At 55.1% G+C, this 19,073-nt stretch carries 18 protein-coding genes; 3 read left to right on the top strand and 15 right to left on the bottom strand.

The genetic code is table 11. From position 1 onward, the window contains the following. Positions 1–10: 10 nt before the first annotated feature. The 4 genes from DKB62_RS02165 to DKB62_RS02180 all read right to left on the bottom strand — a co-directional run bounded on the left by DKB62_RS02165 (position 11) and on the right by DKB62_RS02180 (position 3,209). Complete coding sequence (locus DKB62_RS02165) at positions 11–724, bottom strand: carboxymuconolactone decarboxylase family protein (RefSeq protein ID WP_107195882.1); 714 nt, start codon at positions 722–724, stop codon at positions 11–13. 24 nt (positions 725–748) lie between these two features. Further along, positions 749–1,447 carry a flavodoxin gene (locus DKB62_RS02170; protein WP_107195881.1) on the bottom strand — a complete coding sequence of 233 codons (699 nt, stop codon included), beginning with the start codon at positions 1,445–1,447 and terminating at the stop codon, positions 749–751. Positions 1,448–1,539: 92 nt separating this feature from the next. After that, positions 1,540–2,010 carry a (R)-mandelonitrile lyase gene (locus DKB62_RS02175; protein ID WP_107195880.1) on the bottom strand — a complete coding sequence of 157 codons (471 nt, stop codon included), beginning with the start codon at positions 2,008–2,010 and terminating at the stop codon, positions 1,540–1,542. Positions 2,011–2,024: 14 nt separating this feature from the next. Further along, positions 2,025–3,209, bottom strand: a complete 1,185-nt coding sequence (locus DKB62_RS02180) for an alpha/beta hydrolase (RefSeq protein ID WP_198643474.1) — start codon at positions 3,207–3,209, stop codon at positions 2,025–2,027. 167 nt (positions 3,210–3,376) lie between these two features. On the opposite strand from DKB62_RS02180, the gene DKB62_RS02185 reads away from it, so the two are divergent. Then, positions 3,377–3,805, top strand: coding sequence for a MerR family transcriptional regulator (locus DKB62_RS02185; RefSeq protein WP_095629820.1), 429 nt, complete (start codon positions 3,377–3,379; stop codon positions 3,803–3,805). A gap of 54 nt (positions 3,806–3,859) precedes the next feature. Here DKB62_RS02185 and DKB62_RS02190 read toward each other — a convergent pair whose 3' ends face one another. The 9 genes from DKB62_RS02190 to DKB62_RS02230 all read right to left on the bottom strand — a co-directional run bounded on the left by DKB62_RS02190 (position 3,860) and on the right by DKB62_RS02230 (position 13,587). After that, positions 3,860–4,720 (bottom strand): aldo/keto reductase, encoded by an 861-nt coding sequence (locus DKB62_RS02190; RefSeq protein ID WP_107195879.1) that lies wholly within the window; start codon positions 4,718–4,720, stop codon positions 3,860–3,862. A 26-nt stretch (positions 4,721–4,746) separates the two neighbouring features. Next, positions 4,747–5,808 (bottom strand): alpha/beta hydrolase, encoded by a 1,062-nt coding sequence (locus DKB62_RS02195; protein ID WP_107195878.1) that lies wholly within the window; start codon positions 5,806–5,808, stop codon positions 4,747–4,749. 91 nt (positions 5,809–5,899) lie between these two features. Continuing rightward, positions 5,900–6,805: a LysR family transcriptional regulator gene (locus DKB62_RS02200; protein ID WP_095629817.1), complete on the bottom strand. Its 906-nt coding sequence runs from the start codon at positions 6,803–6,805 to the stop codon at positions 5,900–5,902. Between the two features lie 164 nt (positions 6,806–6,969). Further along, entirely contained in the window at positions 6,970–8,637 is a 1,668-nt protein-coding gene (gene ilvD, locus DKB62_RS02205; RefSeq protein ID WP_107195877.1) for a dihydroxy-acid dehydratase, read from the bottom strand. A 103-nt stretch (positions 8,638–8,740) separates the two neighbouring features. Beyond that, a complete protein-coding gene (locus DKB62_RS02210) occupies positions 8,741–9,679 on the bottom strand; it encodes a beta-keto acid cleavage family enzyme (RefSeq protein ID WP_107195876.1) in 939 nt (312 codons plus the stop codon). 41 nt (positions 9,680–9,720) lie between these two features. Beyond that, entirely contained in the window at positions 9,721–10,845 is a 1,125-nt protein-coding gene (locus DKB62_RS02215) for an MBL fold metallo-hydrolase (protein WP_107195875.1), read from the bottom strand. 92 nt (positions 10,846–10,937) lie between these two features. Beyond that, entirely contained in the window at positions 10,938–12,161 is a 1,224-nt protein-coding gene (locus DKB62_RS02220) for an MFS transporter (protein WP_157949678.1), read from the bottom strand. 166 nt (positions 12,162–12,327) lie between these two features. Further along, positions 12,328–13,032: a FadR/GntR family transcriptional regulator gene (locus DKB62_RS02225; RefSeq protein ID WP_107195873.1), complete on the bottom strand. Its 705-nt coding sequence runs from the start codon at positions 13,030–13,032 to the stop codon at positions 12,328–12,330. Between the two features lie 102 nt (positions 13,033–13,134). Beyond that, the gene (locus DKB62_RS02230) at positions 13,135–13,587 is read right to left on the bottom strand and encodes a 2-thiouracil desulfurase family protein (protein WP_107195872.1); all 453 of its coding nucleotides are present in this window, start codon (positions 13,585–13,587) and stop codon (positions 13,135–13,137) included. Positions 13,588–13,802: 215 nt separating this feature from the next. On the opposite strand from DKB62_RS02230, the gene DKB62_RS02235 reads away from it, so the two are divergent. Both DKB62_RS02235 and DKB62_RS02240 read left to right on the top strand, forming a co-directional pair. Next, a complete protein-coding gene (locus DKB62_RS02235; protein WP_107195871.1) occupies positions 13,803–15,461 on the top strand; it encodes an acetolactate synthase large subunit in 1,659 nt (552 codons plus the stop codon). Between the two features lie 164 nt (positions 15,462–15,625). Next, complete coding sequence (locus DKB62_RS02240) at positions 15,626–17,137, top strand: SLC13 family permease (RefSeq protein WP_198643473.1); 1,512 nt, start codon at positions 15,626–15,628, stop codon at positions 17,135–17,137. 84 nt (positions 17,138–17,221) lie between these two features. Here DKB62_RS02240 and DKB62_RS02245 read toward each other — a convergent pair whose 3' ends face one another. Both DKB62_RS02245 and DKB62_RS02250 read right to left on the bottom strand, forming a co-directional pair. Next, the gene (locus tag DKB62_RS02245) at positions 17,222–18,259 is read right to left on the bottom strand and encodes a threonine aldolase family protein (RefSeq protein WP_107195870.1); all 1,038 of its coding nucleotides are present in this window, start codon (positions 18,257–18,259) and stop codon (positions 17,222–17,224) included. 16 nt (positions 18,260–18,275) lie between these two features. Beyond that, positions 18,276–18,953 carry a hypothetical protein gene (locus DKB62_RS02250; RefSeq protein ID WP_232818778.1) on the bottom strand — a complete coding sequence of 226 codons (678 nt, stop codon included), beginning with the start codon at positions 18,951–18,953 and terminating at the stop codon, positions 18,276–18,278. Between the last annotated feature and the right edge of the window lie 120 nt (positions 18,954–19,073).

Raw genomic sequence — 19,073 nt, forward strand, 5'->3', positions numbered from 1 at the left:
CTCCTATCATTTATTCGCCTAATACTCTTTTCGCTACCGTCATGGCGTTATCGCCTGCCGCCTTGCCGACGCGCTGTCCCAGCAGCTTCGCCATGGCTTTCAGCTGATCGCCCGTCACGCCGTTATGCATAGCTACGTTCATATGAGACGCCAGCTGAGCGTTGACGTTGCCGATGCCTGCCAGCATAGATACGGTAGCCAGTTCCCGTTCGTTCCACATCAGAACCGTCCGTTCAAAAATATCTCCGAAAAGATGCTCCTTCAGAAAATCGCTGATCGTCGGGCAAAATTCATACACGTTCCCCTTGACCGGGTGGCCGACAAGCTTCGTCTGGTTCGCATCGCCAATGGCGTGACGATCTCGGTTCGGATCGACTGGGTCGGCGTCAGGCCCCATCGTATCGGTAATGCCGCGAGCCTTTCGTTCTTCCAGCACCGTCATGAGCGTATTCAGTCCGTTCAGGCTGCGGGGAAATCCGGCATAAGCATAGAGCTGTACCAGCAGTTCCTTTTCTTCGTTGACCGTCAGGCCGTTGTTTAATCCGTCAGCCAAAGCAGTCTTCAAGCTTTCCAAATCGCCTTGGGCAGCAAAGGCCGATATGACGACGATCGACTCCTGCCGAGGCGACAGCACCTTATCCTCCGCCGGAGCTGCCGCGAAAGCCGCGCCGCCGACGGTCATCAGAACGAACAGGGACATTAAGAAAAGCAATCGTTGTTTCATACTCCTCCGCTCCCTTCTTCACGATTATTTATATCCCAAATTTCCTAACCAGGCGTAAATAGGCGACGTCGACGCAATATCCGTGCGGTATACAGCAAAGGCGCTGCTGCCGAATTGCGCGCCCGGCTCGGCTGCCTGCAGGCGTTCCACCGTTCCCGTCAGTCCGCTGCCGCCGTGCGTCGCAAAGACGTATATCTGCTTGCCGGACAAATCGTAATTGTCCAGGAAGGTGTACACCGGCATAGGCGCGTCGTACCACCAAATAGGATAGCCGAGGAAAATCGTGTCGTACCGGCTCAAATCGCCGATAGTATCCTTAATGGCCGGATGAACACCTTGCTCCCGTTCGCTCTTCGCCTGGTCGGTCAGGGCGTCATGATCCGTCGGATAATCGACTTGCCGTTCGATACGGAATATATCGGCGCCCGTCTTATCCTGAATCACCTGGGCCACGTACTGCGTCGAACCCTGTACGTCGTACTTCTGCGCCGTTTCCGGCTCGGAGAAATACACGACGGCAACGCGGCTCTGACCGCCGGATTTCGCTTCCGGCACGGCCGCGCCCTTAATAGAAGCCGAGGCGTCGGCGTCGACAACAGGCTTCGTCTGCTGCGCCGCCGGTTTCGTCTCCTGCTGCGAAGCCGTATCCGACGTAGCGCAGGCCGTCACCGTAAGGGCCGTCATAGCGGCCAATAATAAAGCTGCTAATTTTCGTTTGTTCATGATAGGTCCTCCTAAAAATACGTGTTGCCTTCACAGCTGCGGCGCAAAACGCGCAAGATCGCCCCCTACGCATCCCGCGCGCCCGCTGCGCCTTATTTCGGATACGAAGTATCACCGACTTCTTCCAGCCAGACAACAGGGTCCCCAACCTGGGAAATCGCCGTATGGCTCATAGCCGTCGCAGCTGTCGCGCCGTGCCAATGCTTGATGCCTGGCGGGCACCATACGACGTCGCCGGGATAAATCGTCTGCACAGCCTTCCCCCATTCCTGCGTGTAGCCGACGCCAGCCGTGACGATGAGTACCTGCCCGTTCGGATGAATATGCCAGTGCGTCCGAGCGCCGGGCTCAAAGGTGACGCTGGCTCCGTACGCCGTAAACTTCCCCTGGGCCTTAAACAGGGTTTCCATGCGGGCCTGCCCTGTAAAGTTGGCCTTCGGCACAGAGACAGACGGATTCGTACCAGCACGCGTAACGACCTGTCCATCCGGCGCCGGGCCGGCCGCCAAGGCCGACGCCGACACCATGAGAGCCGCTATGGCCGTAAGTATCGTCTTCTTCATGGATCGCTCCCCCATTATTTCAAATGTCCGTTAAAGAAGCTCGTCAGCTTCTGAGAAATAATATCGACGTATTCCGGTACCCAGTAGGTCTGGATATGCGTCGCTCCCGGCACGAGGAACAACTCTTTATCCTTCGTCCCCGTCGCCTTGGAAAACGCGTCCTGCGTCATGTACAGCGAGTCGGCCTTTTCACCGGCAATCATGAGCAAGGGCTGATGAATCAAATCCATGTTGTGCGAGGCGTCGAAGGCCGTCAAATCCATCAGGCTGCTGACCGTATACGTAAAGGTCGAATTGGGATGGGCGTAGTTGACGCCGTAGTAATAATAGCCTTCGCGGTACAAATCAAAGGGCAGCTTGTCGGCCTGTTCCGGCGTAAGGACTTTTTCCGTCCGCGGCGTATAGTCGATTTGTCCCGTCGTCACTTCTTTCTGACGGGCCGCCGCAGCTTGGGCGATGGTCTTCTGCGCTACGGCCGGGTCAGGGGTCGTAGCGCCGTAGCCGTCCTTACGGACGATGCCGCTGTTGAACATGCTCAGCGTCGCCACGGCCTTGACGCGCGGGTCTGTCTGGACGGCCTTCAGCGTATAGCCGCCGCCTCCGCAAATGCCCAGCGCGCCGATGCGGCTTTCATCTACGCCGGGATAGAGGGAAATAATGTCGACCATGCCGTGAATATCTTCGACGCGGTACTGGGGCTTATCGGTATGGCGGGGATATCCGCCGCTGGCTCCCTGGTAGGACGCGTCGGCGGCAATCGTGATATATCCCTGTTCAGCCAGCAGCTGGGCGTACAGGCCGGCGACCTGTTCCTTCGTGCCGCCGTTCGGATGGGCGACGACGACAGCTGCATAAGACTTATTGGGGTCGTAGTTCGCCGGCGTATAGACGTTGGCGGCAATCTGAATGCCGTTCAGGTCGTATGTAATAGGATGAATATTGACCTGGCCCGGCACATTTTCCTTAATAGCCCCGTCGTAGACAAGGCCGTACGGATTGCCCTTGTATTTGACGACATCTTCTACCGGTACATTGGCAAAGGTCTTCGCCTGGCCGCTTTGCTTGTTAAATACAGGTAAATGACGCGTGCCGATAGGCGGTACGGCGTTCGCCGCCGCGGCATAAGCCGGCGTAAAGCCGACGCCCATCGCGGCCGTTCCCAGTAAAGCGCACAGCAATGCTTTTTTATACGTTTTCATAATACATGCCTCCCGATACTTTAGATTTTCTATGGTTATAAGTCTCGCAGCGAAAGAAATGTACGTTGCCAATATCTCTCGCCTTTGATATAATTAGTTTAAAACTTCAAGTCAACTTGATGTCAATAGGAAATGCAATGATGTTACGATAAACGAGGTGACATTTCATGGAATACACCATCGGCGAATTAGCGCAGAAAATGAATATTTCCACGCCGACGCTCCGCTATTACGAAGACCAGGGCTTGCTGCGCCATATCAAGCGCCTGCCCAACGGCCGCCGCGTCTACACGCAGAAAGACGTCGTCATGCTCAACACCATCGAATGCCTGAAAAAGGCCGGCATGAGCCTCCAGGACATCAGCCAGTACATCGACTGGTGTGAAGAAGGCTTCCCGTCCGTCCAAAAACGCTACGAACTATTCGTCCGCAAGCAGGAAGAAATAGAGCAGCAAATCGCCGACTTGCAGAAAATCCTGGCGACGCTGCGGTGGAAACGCAATTTCTACCAAAAAGCCCTGGAGTCAGGCGAGCTTACCATCTGCGACGCCGACAGAGAAAAAATAGCTGAGGCCATCATCGACGACGCCCTTTAATAGATCACAGCAGACCCTGCCTTGCGGCAGGGCTTTTTTTCTGCCGTTCCGCCCCTACTTCCGCAGCTTCCGGGCCTTTACCATGTCATAAAACCATTCGACCATCTTCGGGTCGTAGTGAGAGAAAAACAGGCTTTCCTTTTCATCCAGTCCTTCGAGCTCCTTCATTTCGCTGTCCGATAAAGAAAAATCGAAAATATCGAGATTTTGGGTCATGCGATCCTTATGGACCGACTTGGGAATGACGACGATATCCTTCTGCAGGAGGAAGCGCAGCGCCGCCTGGGCTGCCGTCTTGTGGTGAGCCGCGCCGATGCGCTGCAGCACAGGATGAGTAAAGAAATCCTTGCGGCCTTCGGCAAAGGGGCCCCAGGATTCGTGAACGACGCTGTACTTGTCCATAATAGCGTGCAGCTCCGCCTGCTGATGGAATACGTGCGTTTCTACCTGATTCACTGCCGGCATGACTTCCACATTGTGGCACAAGTCGATGAGGCGGTCGGCAAAGAAATTAGATACGCCGATAGCCCGCAGCTTGCCGGCCTTATACGCCTCTTCCATGGCCCGGTACGTTCCGTAATAGTCGCCGAAGGGCTGATGAATCAGCATGAGATCGATATAATCAGTCTGGAGACGGCGCAGGGAATCGTCGATCGACGCCTTCGCCTTTTCGTATCCGGCATTGGCAATCCAGATTTTCGTCGTCAAAAAGATGTCGCCGCGCACGACGCCGGACTGCCGTAGCCCTTGCCCTACTTCGTATTCATTGTCATAGGACTGCGCCGTGTCGATGAGGCGGTACCCTGCATGCAGGGCGTCTTCGACGCAACGCACGCATTCGTCCGGCGAAACCTGATAGACGCCGTATCCGACGGCAGGCATTTCTACGCCGTTATTTAAGGTAATATAGTTCATACTCTCTCTCTCCTTATTAATCCATATTAATCAAAATGTTTTTCTTTCATCCACCGTTCCATGACATCGGCGACGTCCCGGTTATTTAAATCCGACATGAGAAAATGCGTGTTGCCGTATATCCCTATATCGGGCAAATAGATAAGCGTCGCGTCGCCGCCGCAGCGGTTCACCGCGTCGACCCAGGCCTTAGCAAGGTTCAGGCGCACCCGCCAGTTGTCCAATCCCCAGACAGGCGTCTGCTCCGCCGGGATATTGCCACCGTACAGCACCAGCACGGGAATGCGGGTCAGCTTCATGAAGTCGTCCATCGGAACGCCTACGCCAGCCGCCGGGAAGGGGCTCGTCGTCTCCTCTACAGGCGGCACCTGCCCTTCAGGAAAAAAAAACGTCCCCGGCTCGAGGGCGATAATGCCTTTGACATGGCTGCTCTTTATGGCCGTACGCCAGCCCGGCCCGCCTCCTTGAGAATGGGTGATACACACGCCGTCGCCGGCTTTGCCAAACACAGCCTTCATAGCGTCGCTGATAACGGCTTCGTCATAGGCTCCCGTATCGGGCGTCATTTGCCGGAAAAACTGATCCCGCCACACCGCGTCATCCCTGACCTGGACATTGTCAAATTTCTGCGGCCACTGGCCAATACGGAAATTGTTGTACCACAGCTGGTCGTCAGGCACAGCGCCGATAGCCTGCGGCTCCGTCGACCGGCCGGCTCTGCCGCGCCGCGGCTGGTCTGCAATATAGGTCTTATAGCCTTTTTCTAAAAAAATATTTTGAAATCCGTCGCGCCCGTCAGGCGTCGTTTCCCAGGTCTTGCCGGACTGACCGTACCCGTGCAGGAAAACCAGCGCCGTATTGTGGGCCTGAGCCGGTATCTGATAAAACACGTAGGCGTGGTCGCCGTGCAGCGTCTGTCCAGCCTGATTCAGCGGATTGGTATTGCCGCCATAGGCTCCCGGAGCTGTGACGACCGTTCCGCCGGCCATAAAGCTGCCCTGGTCTGCGATCGTCACCGGCTTCATGGCAGAAGCAGGACTTGCCGCCAGCGACGCCATGACGGCGGCTGCAATCCATATTGATTTCATCGGTATCAACCTCCCCTCCTGATATCTATAGTATAAAAAAACCGGGACTCCCACAGAAGTCTCGGTTAGTTTTACCGTATAAACGATTGGTTTATACAGGCGTCTTCACAATATGAGTGACAGCGTCTAAAAAACGCTGCGTCGTGCCGTTTGGCTTCGGGCTGTGCACAATACAATAGGGCATGCTGCCGGCCTCGTCGATGGAAATAATCTTCAGCAGCGGATGCACGGCCTTCCAGAAGGGAAAGGCGATGAGCACGGCATGGCCGTTTTCACAGGCGTTAAATACCTGGGCGTTATAAAAATCAAAGGTCTGAATGTGAATATCAGGATAGTCCCGTTCAATCGTCTGCCGCAACGCGTCCATCGTCGTAGACCAGCCGGGCTTGATCATGTACAGCGTCTCGCCAGCCAAATCAGACCAGCATAGCCGTTCCTTCCTCGCTAAGGGATGATCCAGGCTGACGGCGCCGCAAACCGGCACGTCTGCAATCTCGATAGTCCGGCAATAGGGATGATAGGCCAGCATGCCCTCGTCAAACACGCCGGCAACGATATCAATGCGCTCGCCCAGATTCCGCAAAATCTCCCTGGCGTTTTCCGGCGTGTTGTCAAAGGGCACGACCTGAAATTTGACGTCGGGAATCTGCTTATATATGCGCGGCCATAGCTCCAGCAAAATGTCGACAGGCGTCATGAGGGACGTGCCAATGCGGATGCAGGGGCCTTCCTGACGCGCCATGACGCGGGCCCGGTCCAGCGCACCGTCAGAATACTTCCGCATATACAGGGCATCCTTGTACAGCGACTTGCCCGCTTCCGTCAGCGTTAAGCCCCGATGCGTCCGCACAAACAGGCGAAGCCTTACCTCCTGTTCCAAGCTGTTGATCTGCTTAATCACGGCGGGAGCCGAAATAAACAACTCCTCCGCCGCCTTATTGAAGCTGCCCGCTTCAGCGACGCATACAAACGTATCTAATAAGGGATTATACAGCATGATACCTTACATCCTTTTGTCAAAACCTCAAAAACCTAATCCGTATAGGTTTTATTATATCATACTTTTCGTCACAGAACGCATACGGAAACACAGCGCCGTACCGTTACCGCACGACGCTGTGTTTCCTTTGTATGTAATTTGTAGAGGTAAGGGTGAATGTACTAATCGTCTTCGCGGTCTAAAATTGCGCCGTAGTTTGCGCTGCTGACCATAGCCCGGTACCGTTTCAGGTAGCCAGTCACCTTCTTAGGAGGCTGCGGGATGATAGAAGCCTTGCGGTGGGCAATTTCATCTTCATCGACGAGGAGTTCGATCTTATGATTAGGAATGTCGATGGAAATCTGGTCGCCGTCCTGCACGTAGGCCAGCAGTCCTCCTGCCGCCGCTTCCGGCGATACATGGCCGATGGACGCGCCGCGGCTGACGCCGGAGAATCGTCCGTCCGTCACGAGGGCACAGGTGCTGTCAAGGCCCATGCCGGCCAAGGTCGCCGTCGGCCCGAGCATTTCGCGCATACCCGGCCCGCCCTTCGGCCCTTCATAGCGGACGATGACGACGTCGCCGGAAACGACCTTTCCTTCGACTAAGCCCTTGCTGCAGGCTTCTTCGCTGTCGAAGCATTTTGCCGGTCCGACGTGAACCATCATTTCAGGCAGCACGGCACCCTTTTTGACGACGGCTCCGTCGGGAGCGAGGTTGCCGTACAAGACGGCCAATCCGCCGGTCTGGCTGTAGGCGTGTTCTCTGTCGCGAATGACGTCTTCATCGGCGATGCAGGCCCCTGCTATGCGGTCGGCCCAGGTGCCGTCAACGGTGCGGGCCGTCGTATCGATGAGGCCCATGTCGTCGAGGCGCTTCATGACGGCGCTGAGTCCGCCGGCATTGTTCAAATCGACAAGGAAATGATGTCCTGCCGGATTGAGCTTGACGATATGCGGCACCTTGTCGCTGATGGCGTTGACGCCGTTCAAGTCGAATTTCAGACCGGCTTCGTGAGCGATAGCCGGCAGGTGAAGCATCGTATTGGTCGAGCAGCCCAGAGCCATATCAGCGCACAGGCCGTTGTAAATGGCTTTGTCCGTCACGATATCGCGGGGCCGGACGTTGTCGCGGACTAAGTCCATGACCTTCATGCCAGCATGCTTTGCCAACAGGATGCGCTGGCTGTCTACGGCCGGAATGGTGCCGTTGCCGGGCAGGCCGAGCCCGAGAAGCTCCGTCATGCAGTTCATGGAATTAGCCGTAAACATGCCGGCGCAGCTACCGCAGCCGGGACAGGAATGCTCGACGATATCGTCGGCTTCGTCCATGCTCATGCGGCCCGTATGGACGGCTCCGGGCGCTTCAAAGGCGTCGGTCAGGGCGACGGTCTTGCCGTTGGCCCGCCCCGGCAGCATGGGGCCGCCGCTGCAGAAGATAGACGGAATATTGACGCGCAGGGCCGCCATAATCATGCCGGGTACGATTTTATCGCAGTTCGGAATGAATACCAACCCGTCGAAGGGATGGGCGTTGGCCATGATTTCTACCGAATCGGCGATGTGCTCGCGGCTCGGCAGGGAATAAAACATACCTTCGTGGTTCATGGCGATGCCGTCGCAGACGCCGATAGCCGGGAATTCGACAGGCGTGCCGCCGGCCATGCGGATGCCCGCCTTGACCGCTTCGGCAATCGTATCTAAATGCATATGGCCGGGAATAATTTCATTCTGGGCGCAGACGACGCCGATGAGCGGCCGGTCCAATTCTTCCTGCGTAAACCCCAGGGCGCGGAACAGCGCGCGGTGCGGGATACGGTCTACGCCATGTTTCATCAAATCGCTTCGCATAGGAAACCCTCCTTGTGTACCAGTTTTGCTGCGTATTCTATTCTTTATTCTATGGCACAGTCTTTCATGCCGTCAATGAATATGATGTTGCAAATTTCTCATATTAGAAGTTGACCTTGTCCCTACCCTTCGTCTGCAGGATTTCGCGCGCTTCGTCGGGCGTTGCGATTTCAAAATCGAGGTCATGAAGAATCTTGACGACCTTTTCTACTTGCTGGGCGTTGCTGACAGCAAGTTCTCCCTGCGGATTGATGTACAGGCTGTCTTCCATGCCGACGCGCATGTTGCCGCCGAGGATCACCGACATGGTTTCAAAGCGGAAGGAGCGGCGGCCGCCGGCTACCATGGAGAAGTTGGCCTTGTCGCCGTAATCGGCCTTGACGTGGTTTACGAAGTACATCAGGTTTTCCGCCGTCATCGGAATACCGCCCATGACGCCGGGAACGAACTGGAAGTACAGCGGTTCGCGAATGAGGCCCTGTTTGTGAAGGGTCTTGATGTTGTTGAGCTGTCCCAAATCGAAGACTTCAAATTCCGGCACCGTACCGGCTTCATGCATCATGTCAAGGCATTTCTTCATGTCGGCAAAGGTATTTTGGAATACGTTTTTTTCCGTTCCCTTGAGGAAGGGGACTTCCCAATCGTATGTAGGGTTAGCTTCAATAGAAGCGGCCAGGCCGGCCAGGTTAAAGTTAACGGAGCCGCTGTTAAACGAGGCGATTTCCGGCTTGAAGCGAGGAATAGAGGCCATTCGTTCTTCGACGCTCATGCCGATCGCGCCGCCTGTCGTAATGCCGATGATGACGTCGCTGTTTTCTTTAATGCGGCTGAGAATCTGCCCCATCGTGTCGAGGTCCGACGTCGGTTTGCCGTTGTCTTCCCGGGCGTGGATGTGAACCATCGACGCGCCGGCGTTGGCGGCGTCAATGGCCGCCTGCGAAATGCCCTGCACGCCGCAGGGTAAATACGGCGACATAGAGGGCGTATGGATCGCGCCGGTGACGGCGGCTGTTACGATGATTTTTCTTTCTTTTTTTGCCATAGTGCATTCTCTCCCTTACCAAAACGATATAAAATTACGTATTACTTTTCGTTGCTTTTCAGCATTTCCATAACTTGCTGGTGCTGATGCTGGATGCGCTTGTAGACTTCGCCTCGTTCGAAATGATAATCTTCGCTGCCGTCGGGATAGGCATAGCGGGTCATGTGCTTATCCTGCGGATAGAGGTAGCGTCCGCCGCAGGCCATGATCGTGATCTGTGTATTCGGGCAGACGTCCTTGCCGAGATATTCCAGTTCTCTCGTCAGCATGGACGGATCGCCGGCGCAGTTGGCCCAGTTGTCGTAGTGATCGGGAATGAAGACCTTGGCGTTTAAGGCCTTGCTGACGCGCACGCAGTCGTACGGCGTCATCTTGTCCGTCGCGCCGGGCGCGTTGAATCCCATGTCGGCGATGGCTACGTCGATGTCGTAATCGTTGCCAATCTGCGTATAGCCGTCGTTAAACCATGTATCGCCCATAAACAGGATATTGCCGGCGCTGGTGCGGAACAAGAAGCTCGTGCAGGCCAATTCATAAGGCAGTACGTCGGGGCCTTCCGTCGTACGGATCGCCGTATCGTCGTAGCACATGAGGAATTCTACTGTCGCGCCTTTGAGCTGCACGCTTTCACCTAAACGGGTCATGTGAATGCGCGATTCGGGAACTTCAAAACCGCGGAGCTTCTTACAGGCCATGTACGGCGCATAAAATTTTACGTCCGTCGTCTTCAAAGCCGCTTTGACAGCGTACAAATCACAGTGGTCCTGATGCATGTGCGTAATGAACGCGCCGTCCAAGCCTTTAAACTGCCACGGATCGATGACCTGCGGGTTGAGGCGAAGCCAGTTGATGCTCTTCGCGCCGGCCTGCTTGCAGACGCCGCAGTTGCCGACGGCTTCTGTATACAAAGACGGGCCGCAGTACTGGTCGATCCAGTAAATACCGCCTTCGTCGGTTTTCAATACCCACGACGGTCCGCCGCACCACCACAAAGCAACCTGGCCTTCCGGCACCTTATACGTCGCAATTTCCTGATTCAAAAAGGTTCCCCATTCGGGATAGCAGTCTTCCAGCCACTGCTGGCGGTCGATGTCCTGATTTGCCGTGACATACGTACCGGAAATAATGCCTCTGCCGTCGCTCTTAGGAATAGTTTGTTGTGCCATGATAAAAAGCTCCTCTCATTGTTAAATACGTGTTAGTAAAGTATTATATATTCATATTATGTCTGACATGATGTATATTGTGGTAAAAAAAATTATGCCGCTGCTTCTTCTTTTACAACAGTCCCTGCATACGTTTCCGGCATAAAAGCCAGCACGACGCCGCAGAGACCAAACATGACAGCCGTAATGCCGATGCCGAACTCCAATCCATAAACCTGGCCGAGAACGCCAACTGTCAGCGGAGCCAAGACGGAGCCGAAGCGTCCCATGTTAAAGCAGAACCCGCCGGCCAAGGCCCGGATATGCTCGGGGAATAACTCGGAAAAATACGCGCCGACGACGCCGAAGGGACCGGACATGGAGAAGCCGACGACAGCGCCCCACCAGAATAAGAAGTTCCCATCACTGATGAATACGTACAGCGGAATCGCGACGACGCATAGGACGATGGATATCATAATAGATTTCTTGCGGCCAATCTTATCGCCTAAATAGCCAAACACCTGATAGCCGACGAACATGCCGATATACATGACGATGGAAAAATTGGCCATCATGACCAGGCTGAGTCCTCGCTCCTTAATGAGGAAAGTCGGAATCCATGTCGCCGCACCCCAGAAGGCGCCCAAGCTGAAGAATACCAGCGCCGTCCCCAGGATAACCCGTTTAAGAGTCTCACCGACAAAGCTGTTAAAAATACTGATCTTCTGCTTCTTTTCCTTCGGCCCCGACGAAACGGTATCGGCAGGAACTGTCACATAGGTATATATGGCAATAGGGATGGACAGCATGCCCAGCAGGAACAAGATCCGCCAGTCGATGGTCAGGAAAATCCGCCCGGCAAAGGACGCGAATACGAAGGCCACGGCAAACATGCTCAGTACGAGAGACGTGACGCGGCTCTGATAAGCCGGCGCCCAATGCTCCATGACCAAGGCTACGCACGGCCCCCACACGCCGCCGATAGCAATGCCCGTAAAGAAGCGCAGGATCATCCAATGTTCCCAATCATCTACGAAAATGATGACGCCCGTGCCGAGGCCAAAGGCTACCAGGCTGAAAATCAGAGCAAAGCGCCGTCCCCTGTTTTCGGCGACAGTCCCCAGAATGATGCTGCCCAGCGCCGCACCGACCATCGTGACGGACACGAGCAGGCCGCCCTGGGCGTAGGAAATATTCAGCACGCTGATTAGGACGGGCATGGATATCGCCAAGATAACGTTATCGTAATTATCGAATATATACGACAAGAACGTAGAAATAAATACGGGCCAGCGATATTTCGTCCCCTTTTCATCCATTTCATACTGACTCACATACATCTTCTCCTCTCCATTACGTGAAAAACCGAACCTTGTTACTTATTACATCTTGTCTGACAACGTTTATGATGTAATCATAGCAGACAACTTGCGATTTGTCAACAGGTAAACAAAAAACGCAGCCAATTTGCTGCGTCATTTTGTACTCATTCTATATTTCTTATTCTAAAGGTGCCGTAACGCAGCCGATGTGGGCTTTCATGGCGGCTCCCGCCCGTTCGGCGTCGCCGCTGGCAATCGCTTGGACGACTGCTTCATGCTGCGAATACATGTCGTGGAATATCTGCGGATTATGCGTCATGGCATGAAAGAAGTTGCGGCGCACGCCTTTATTCCACGCCAGCGTCATGATCACCATGACGGACAGTATCAGCTTATTGCCGCTCATCTTGCTGATAGCCCGATGAAACTCCATGTCCTTGGCGGCGACGTCGTCAATATGGCCGGCGTCGTACAAAGCCTTACTCGCCTTGATGATATCCTGCAAGGCGGCAATATCTTCTTTCGTCGCCCGTTCGGCCGCCAGCTCGGCGCTTCTGACCTCGACAACTTCGCGGAATTCGTTAAAATCCCGGCTGTCGGCGGAGACAAAGGCCTGCTTAATCGGCGTAGCGCTCAAGATGTCCAGGCGGCTGTTGACAAAGGTCCCCTTTTTGCTCCGCGTCACGTAGCCCGACAGCTCCAGGGCCTTATAGGCCTCGCGAATCGTACTGCGGCCGACGCGCAGCTCTTCGCAAAGAACGGCTTCGTTGGGAAAGACATAGCCCTCCGGCAGCTCGCCGGAAAGAATGCGCCGGCTGATTTCGTCAAATAATTTATCCGACATGCTCTTTGAAGAGCTGACTCGTATTTCGTTCCAATCCATAAGTATCCATCCTGCAATCTATATACTCGGCGAACTAAGCGCCTTCCCCTATTGTAAAGAATCGCGGAGTTTCTGTAAAGTAGCCTCGCGAGTTTACAGCTCTTATTTTCCAGCGCGATTTGCCAAAAAGGCTTTGATCTGGCTTTCGCCGATGACGGTAATGCCGTGTTTCTTCAGCAGCTCCGCCGTCACGCCGTCGCCAGCCGTCAGCGTCCGCGTAAACGTGCCGTCGTAAATCCGGCCGCTGCCGCAGGACGGGCTTTTTTCTTTCAGCACGGCGACAGTGCAGCCGAAGGTCTGCGCCAGATTTAAAGCCATCGCCGCGCCGCGGTGATACTGCTCTGTCACGTCTCGGCCGCTTTGCGTCCGAACTGCATCGCCCTGCCGTTCCGCCGGATCTCGCGGCGTAGCCAGTCCGCCGCCCTGCTCGGGACAAAAGGGAATGAGGTGAATGTCTCTCTCCTTCAGCAACTCTTCGACGGCGGAATACTCTTTGCGCTGCCCGTCGTAGCGGCAGGCAAAGCCCAGCAGGCAGGCGCTTATCAATACGTTCATAGCTGCACGCTCCTATTCTTAAAAATGCATTTTCATATATTAAAATAATTCTTTCCTTTCGATGACGGAAAAACCGCATATATACGGCATATACAGCCCATTTCCGCCATGAAAAAATATTAAATTTACATTAAATTATACGGGATAAAATTGCAAAAGTACAGTGGTCATACTATAATACGGGCAAGATACGCAGCGACGAAAGGAGATTTCCTATGACAAGAACGAAAAAACAGCGCAATACGGCCGATTTACTGGTCGAATGCTTGGAAGAAGAGGGAGTCCATTACATATTCGGCATTCCCGGCGAAGAAAACCTGTCTATCATGAATGCCTTGGAACGTTCGAAAATCGAATTTATCACCGTCCGCCACGAGCAGGGCGCGGCCTTTATGGCCGACGTCTACGGCCGCTTGACCGGCAAGGCCGGCGTCTGCATGGCAACCCTCGGCCCCGGCGCGACGAATCTCATTACGGGAGTGGCCGACGCCGACTGCGACGGTGCGCCCCTCGTCGCCATTTCCGGCCAGGTCGGCACGGATAAGATGCATATTACGGCTCATCAGTATTTAGATTTGCGCTCCATGTTCGAGCCCATTACCCGCCGGGCCTACACCGTCGTCCGTCCCGATACGATGGCGGAAATCACCCGCCTGGCCTTCAAATACGCCGAACGGGAAAAACCGGGGGCGACCTTCATCGACTTGCCCGTAAACATCAGCCACATGCCCGTCGCCGATACGGAACGGCCTATGCAGCGCAAGGCTATCCTGCCGGAAACGGCCCTGCAGTCGCAGATCGAAGCGGCGGCGGCCATGATTTCCTATGCCAAAAATCCGGTCATCCTGGCCGGCAGCAGCGCCATTCGCAACCACGCCTCGGAGATGCTGACAAAATTTGCCGAAACGCTGAAAGTCCCGGTCATCAATACGATGATGGCCAAGGGCGTCATTCCCTTTGACAACCCCTATTCCCTGTGGACCGTAGGCATTCCCATGGAAGATTACCAAACCAAGGTACTGGAACGGGCCAGCCTGGTCATCGCCATCGGCTATGACATCATCGAATACGCCCCGGCCAAGTGGCATCTGAGCCAGGCCGACATCATTCACATCGATACCATGCCGGCCGATATTAACAAAAACTACGAACCGGCCGTAGAAGTCGTCGGCGATATTACGGACTCCCTGAGCCGCATCCTGGAAAAGGCCGCCCGCCTGCAGAAACCGACGTACGCCCTGGATATACGCCGCCGCATGGTGGAAGAACACGAAAGCTACGCCTCCGACCTGTCCTTCCCAGTCAAGCCGCAGAAGGCCCTCATCGACTGCCGCCGGGTCATGGGCGAAGACGACATCGTCATTTCCGACGTCGGCGCCAACAAGGTCTGGATTGCCCGCCACTACAACTGCTACAAGCCCAATACGTGCATTATTTCCAACGGCTTTGCAACCATGGGCATCGCCGTCCCCGGCGCCATCGCCGCCAAGCTCGTCCATCCCAACAAGAAGGTCCTGGCGATTACCGGCGACGCCGGCTTCATGATGAACTGCCAAGAGTTTGAAACGGCCTACCGCTTGGGCACGAATTTCGTCACCCTCATCTTCAACGACTGCAGCTACGGTCTCATCAAGTGGAAGCAGGACATGCAGTTCGGCCATCACGCCTACGTCGATTTCACCAATCCGGACTTCGTGAAATTCGCCGAAAGCGTCGGAGCCATAGGCTACCGCATCGAAAAGACGGAAGACCTGCTGCCTACGATGGAAGAGGCCTTCGCCCAGGACCGGCCGGTCATCATCGACTGCCCCGTCGACTACGGCGAAAACATGAAGCTGACGGAACACTTAAAAGAGCTTATGCCAAATTTATAAGAGAAGTATACGAAAAAGGACTGAAATTTTTCAGTTCTTTTTCTGTATTATGACGTATATTTCTACAATACTTTAAAGTACAGTGCTATAATATAGGTTGCTTATATCTGCGCGTCCTTCTTCCGCGCAGGCAAGTTGATTTTATGTGAAAGAGGTGCCCTATATTGAGCCATACATCTGCATTTGATCGGAGAAGGCGGACCATCGGTCTGTTCGGCGCGCCTATCTGCGCCCTTCTCGTCTTTTTAACGCCCATGCCCGACTTATCCCTGGCAGCCCATAAGCTGCTGGCCTTGATGACGCTCGTCGCCTTATGGTGGATTACAGAGCCGCTGCCCCTGCCGGTCACGGCGCTCCTCGGCCCGACGCTGGCCGTCGTCATCGGCATCGTACCGGCCTCGACGGCCTTCAGCGCCTTTGCCAACCCGCTCATCTTCCTGTTTATGGGCGGCTTCATGCTGGCGACGGCCATGATGCATCACCATCTGGACAAGCGCTTCGCCTTTTGGCTCCTGTCGCGCCGCTGGGTCGGCTCGAATCCCAAGAAGATCCTCCTGGCCATGGGGCTGGCGACGGCCCTGTGCTCCGGCTGGGTCAGCAACACGGCGACGACGGCTATGATGTTCCCTATTGCCCTGGGGTTGTTAGGAGCTATTAAGGAAATGTTCGCTGCCCAAGGCAAAATGTTAGACTTGCACACGTCAAAATACGCTACGGGCATCATGCTCATGACGGCCTATGCCGCATCCATCGGCGGGTCGCTCACGCCGATCGGCGCGCCGCCCAACTTGATTATCGTCGGCTTTCTGAGCGAAATGAGCCACATTTATGTCTCCTTCTTCGACTGGATGGTCTGGGGGGCCGTCAGCACGATCCTGTACTTCATCATCGCCTACGTCGTCCTCGCCCGCATGTATCCGCTGGAGGTTTCGGAAATCGCCGGCGCCGACGAATTCATCGCCGCCCGCCGCCAGGAGCTGGGAAAATGGACGCGGGCCCAGAAAAATACGCTGATCGCCTTTATCGTCGCCATCGTCCTCTGGGTGACGCCGGGCATCATGAGCATCGTCCTCGAACCGGGCAGCCCGATGATTAAGCTGTACAACCGCCTGTTCCCCGAAGCTGTCGCCGCCCTCGTCGGCGCGCTGGCCTTATTCCTCCTGCCGGTCAACTTCAAGGAACGGCAGTTCACCTTGTCGTGGAAGGAAGCGGCTAAGGGCATCGAATGGGGTACCCTTCTCCTCTTCGGCGGCGGCCTATCGATGGGTACGATGATGTACGCAACGGGCTTGTCGACATGGTTCGGCACGCTCATCATCGACGCCCTCGGCGGTAATCCGTCGGAGGTAGCCCTCATCGCCGTATTCGCCGTCATGTCCCTCCTCATGTCGGAGCTCACGTCCCACACGGCAGCTACCAACATGGTCGGCCCCTTGGGCATTACGGCTGCCATGGCGGCCGGCTTCAATCCTGTTCCCGTCGCCGTAGCCATCGCCCTGGCCTCGTCGCTGGGCTTCATGCTTCCCGTCTCGACGCCGCCGAACGCCATCGTGTACGCCAGCGGCTACATCCCCATTACCAAAATGATCAAGACGGGCGTATACATCGACATCATCGGCATCGCCTGCGTCACCATCCCCTTGGCAATATACGTCGTCAAATGGGTTATTTCCTAACAGTATCTATATACAAAGACAGCCCTGAAAACGGAATCGCGCCGTTTCAGGGCTGTTCTTTTCTGTATCGTTGAGTTATACCGCTTATTTCAGCGTCTTCATAAAGGCCAGCAGGGCGTCGACGTCTTTTTCCTTCGTCGCCCAGGACGTGCAGATGCGGATGGCAATGCGGCCGTCGGGTAAATCGGCGAAGTGGTCTACCGAATAGGATTGGCTGATTGTCTTCAGCTGTTCTTCCGTCACAATCGGCAGCTGCTGGTTCGTCTGATGCTCGTACAAGAAGGAATAGCCCGCTTCTTTCAGGCCCTTGTACACCTTGACGGCCAGGTCGGCGGCGTGACGGGCGCTCTTCATGTATAAGTCGTCCGTAAACAGCGCTTCGTACTGTACGCCTAAGAGCCAGCCCTTGGCCAGGAGGCCGCCGCGCTGCTTGATGTGGTAGGGAAATTCCTTAGACAGGTCTTCGTCCATAATGACGACGGCTTCGCCGAATAAGGCGCCCTGCTTGGTGCCGCCGACGGTAAAGACGTCGCAGATCTGCGGCAGGTCGGCCAGGGTCATGTCGCTGTCCGGCGCGGCCAGGGCGTAGCCGAGGCGGGCTCCGTCGACAAATAATTTCATGCCGTATTCCTTGCAGACGTCGTGAATGGCGGCGATTTCAGCACGGCTGTACATGGTGCCGACCTCCGTCGTCTGGGAAATATAGACCATGCCGGGCTGTACAAAGAACAGGGCGTGCGTTTCCTTCCAGTACGCCTGGCAGACGTCGCGTACCTGCTGAGCTGTCAGCTTTCCGTCCGCCGTTTCGACCGACAGGATTTTATGGCCCGTCGCTTCGATAGCGCCCGTTTCATGGTTGAAAATATGGGACGTCTGCGGCGCAATGACGCCCTGATAGTTTTTCAGGCAGGAAGCGATGACCGTAAGGTTGGCCTGGGTGCCGCCGACGAGGAAATATACGCCGGCCTCCGGAGCCTGGCAAGCCTGGCGAATCAAGTCGCGGGCATGGTCGGAATGAGAGTCGAACCCATATCCCGGATTCTGCTCCAAATTAGCCTTGGCAATGGCTTCCAGCACCGGCAAGGGCGCTCCCTCCAAATAATCGCATTCAAATCGTACCATCTGTATTCCTCCTCATTTATTTTTTAGGCATTTTTTCAGCGTTTTTCAGCATATCTGTCATGACGGAAAGCAAGCTGTCGTCCTGATTGGCTTCATTGGCGAACAGGATGGCAATTTCTACGGAGCTGCCGTGCTGCCAGGCCAGGCAATGTATCGTTTCGGCAAAATTCGTCTCGTTGATGATAAGCTTGCGCTGGAGCGTGCATTCATAAAACATATGGCCTCTGAACTTTTTGGCGCTCATAGGCTGCACAACCTTGAAGCCTTCGGGCAGGCACTGCTTCATCAACGCCGCCGTACGCTCCATGAGCACGTCCATATTCGGCTTGACGCCGGCGCTGTGCAGTATGCCGGCCTTTTCGCGCTGCCGGTCAACGGCCGCTTCGACCTCCCAAATATTGGCGCTGTAGCGGAGCATATATCCGTATTGGAACGAAGCGCCGTCCCGCTTTACCAGTTGATACGTCTGCGGCTCTATAGGATAAATCCGTTCCAGCATAGCCGCCACGTCGTTGCCGTAGCTTTCCGCCGTGAGCAGCGGCTGGTACCCTTCTTCCATATACAGGCCGTCGGGCACGGTGATAATCCCCCAGTTCGGAAAGGGCGTCTCCGTCCCCTTGTCTTTAGCCAGCAGCGGCATTGTCAGGGACAGTACGGCCGCCGCGGCGAGTATTCCTGCTTTTACCTTCACCATTGTCACATCCTCATTTGGATACATTTCCGTATTGTTGATACTCCCAATACCGTTATTCTATAATATTTAAAGTACGGTGTCAAAAAATAGTGGCACAGTCTTGGCAAGTATGGTATAGTG

This window comes from Megasphaera stantonii, from assembly GCF_003367905.1.
Lineage (GTDB): Bacteria > Bacillota > Negativicutes > Veillonellales > Megasphaeraceae > Megasphaera > Megasphaera stantonii.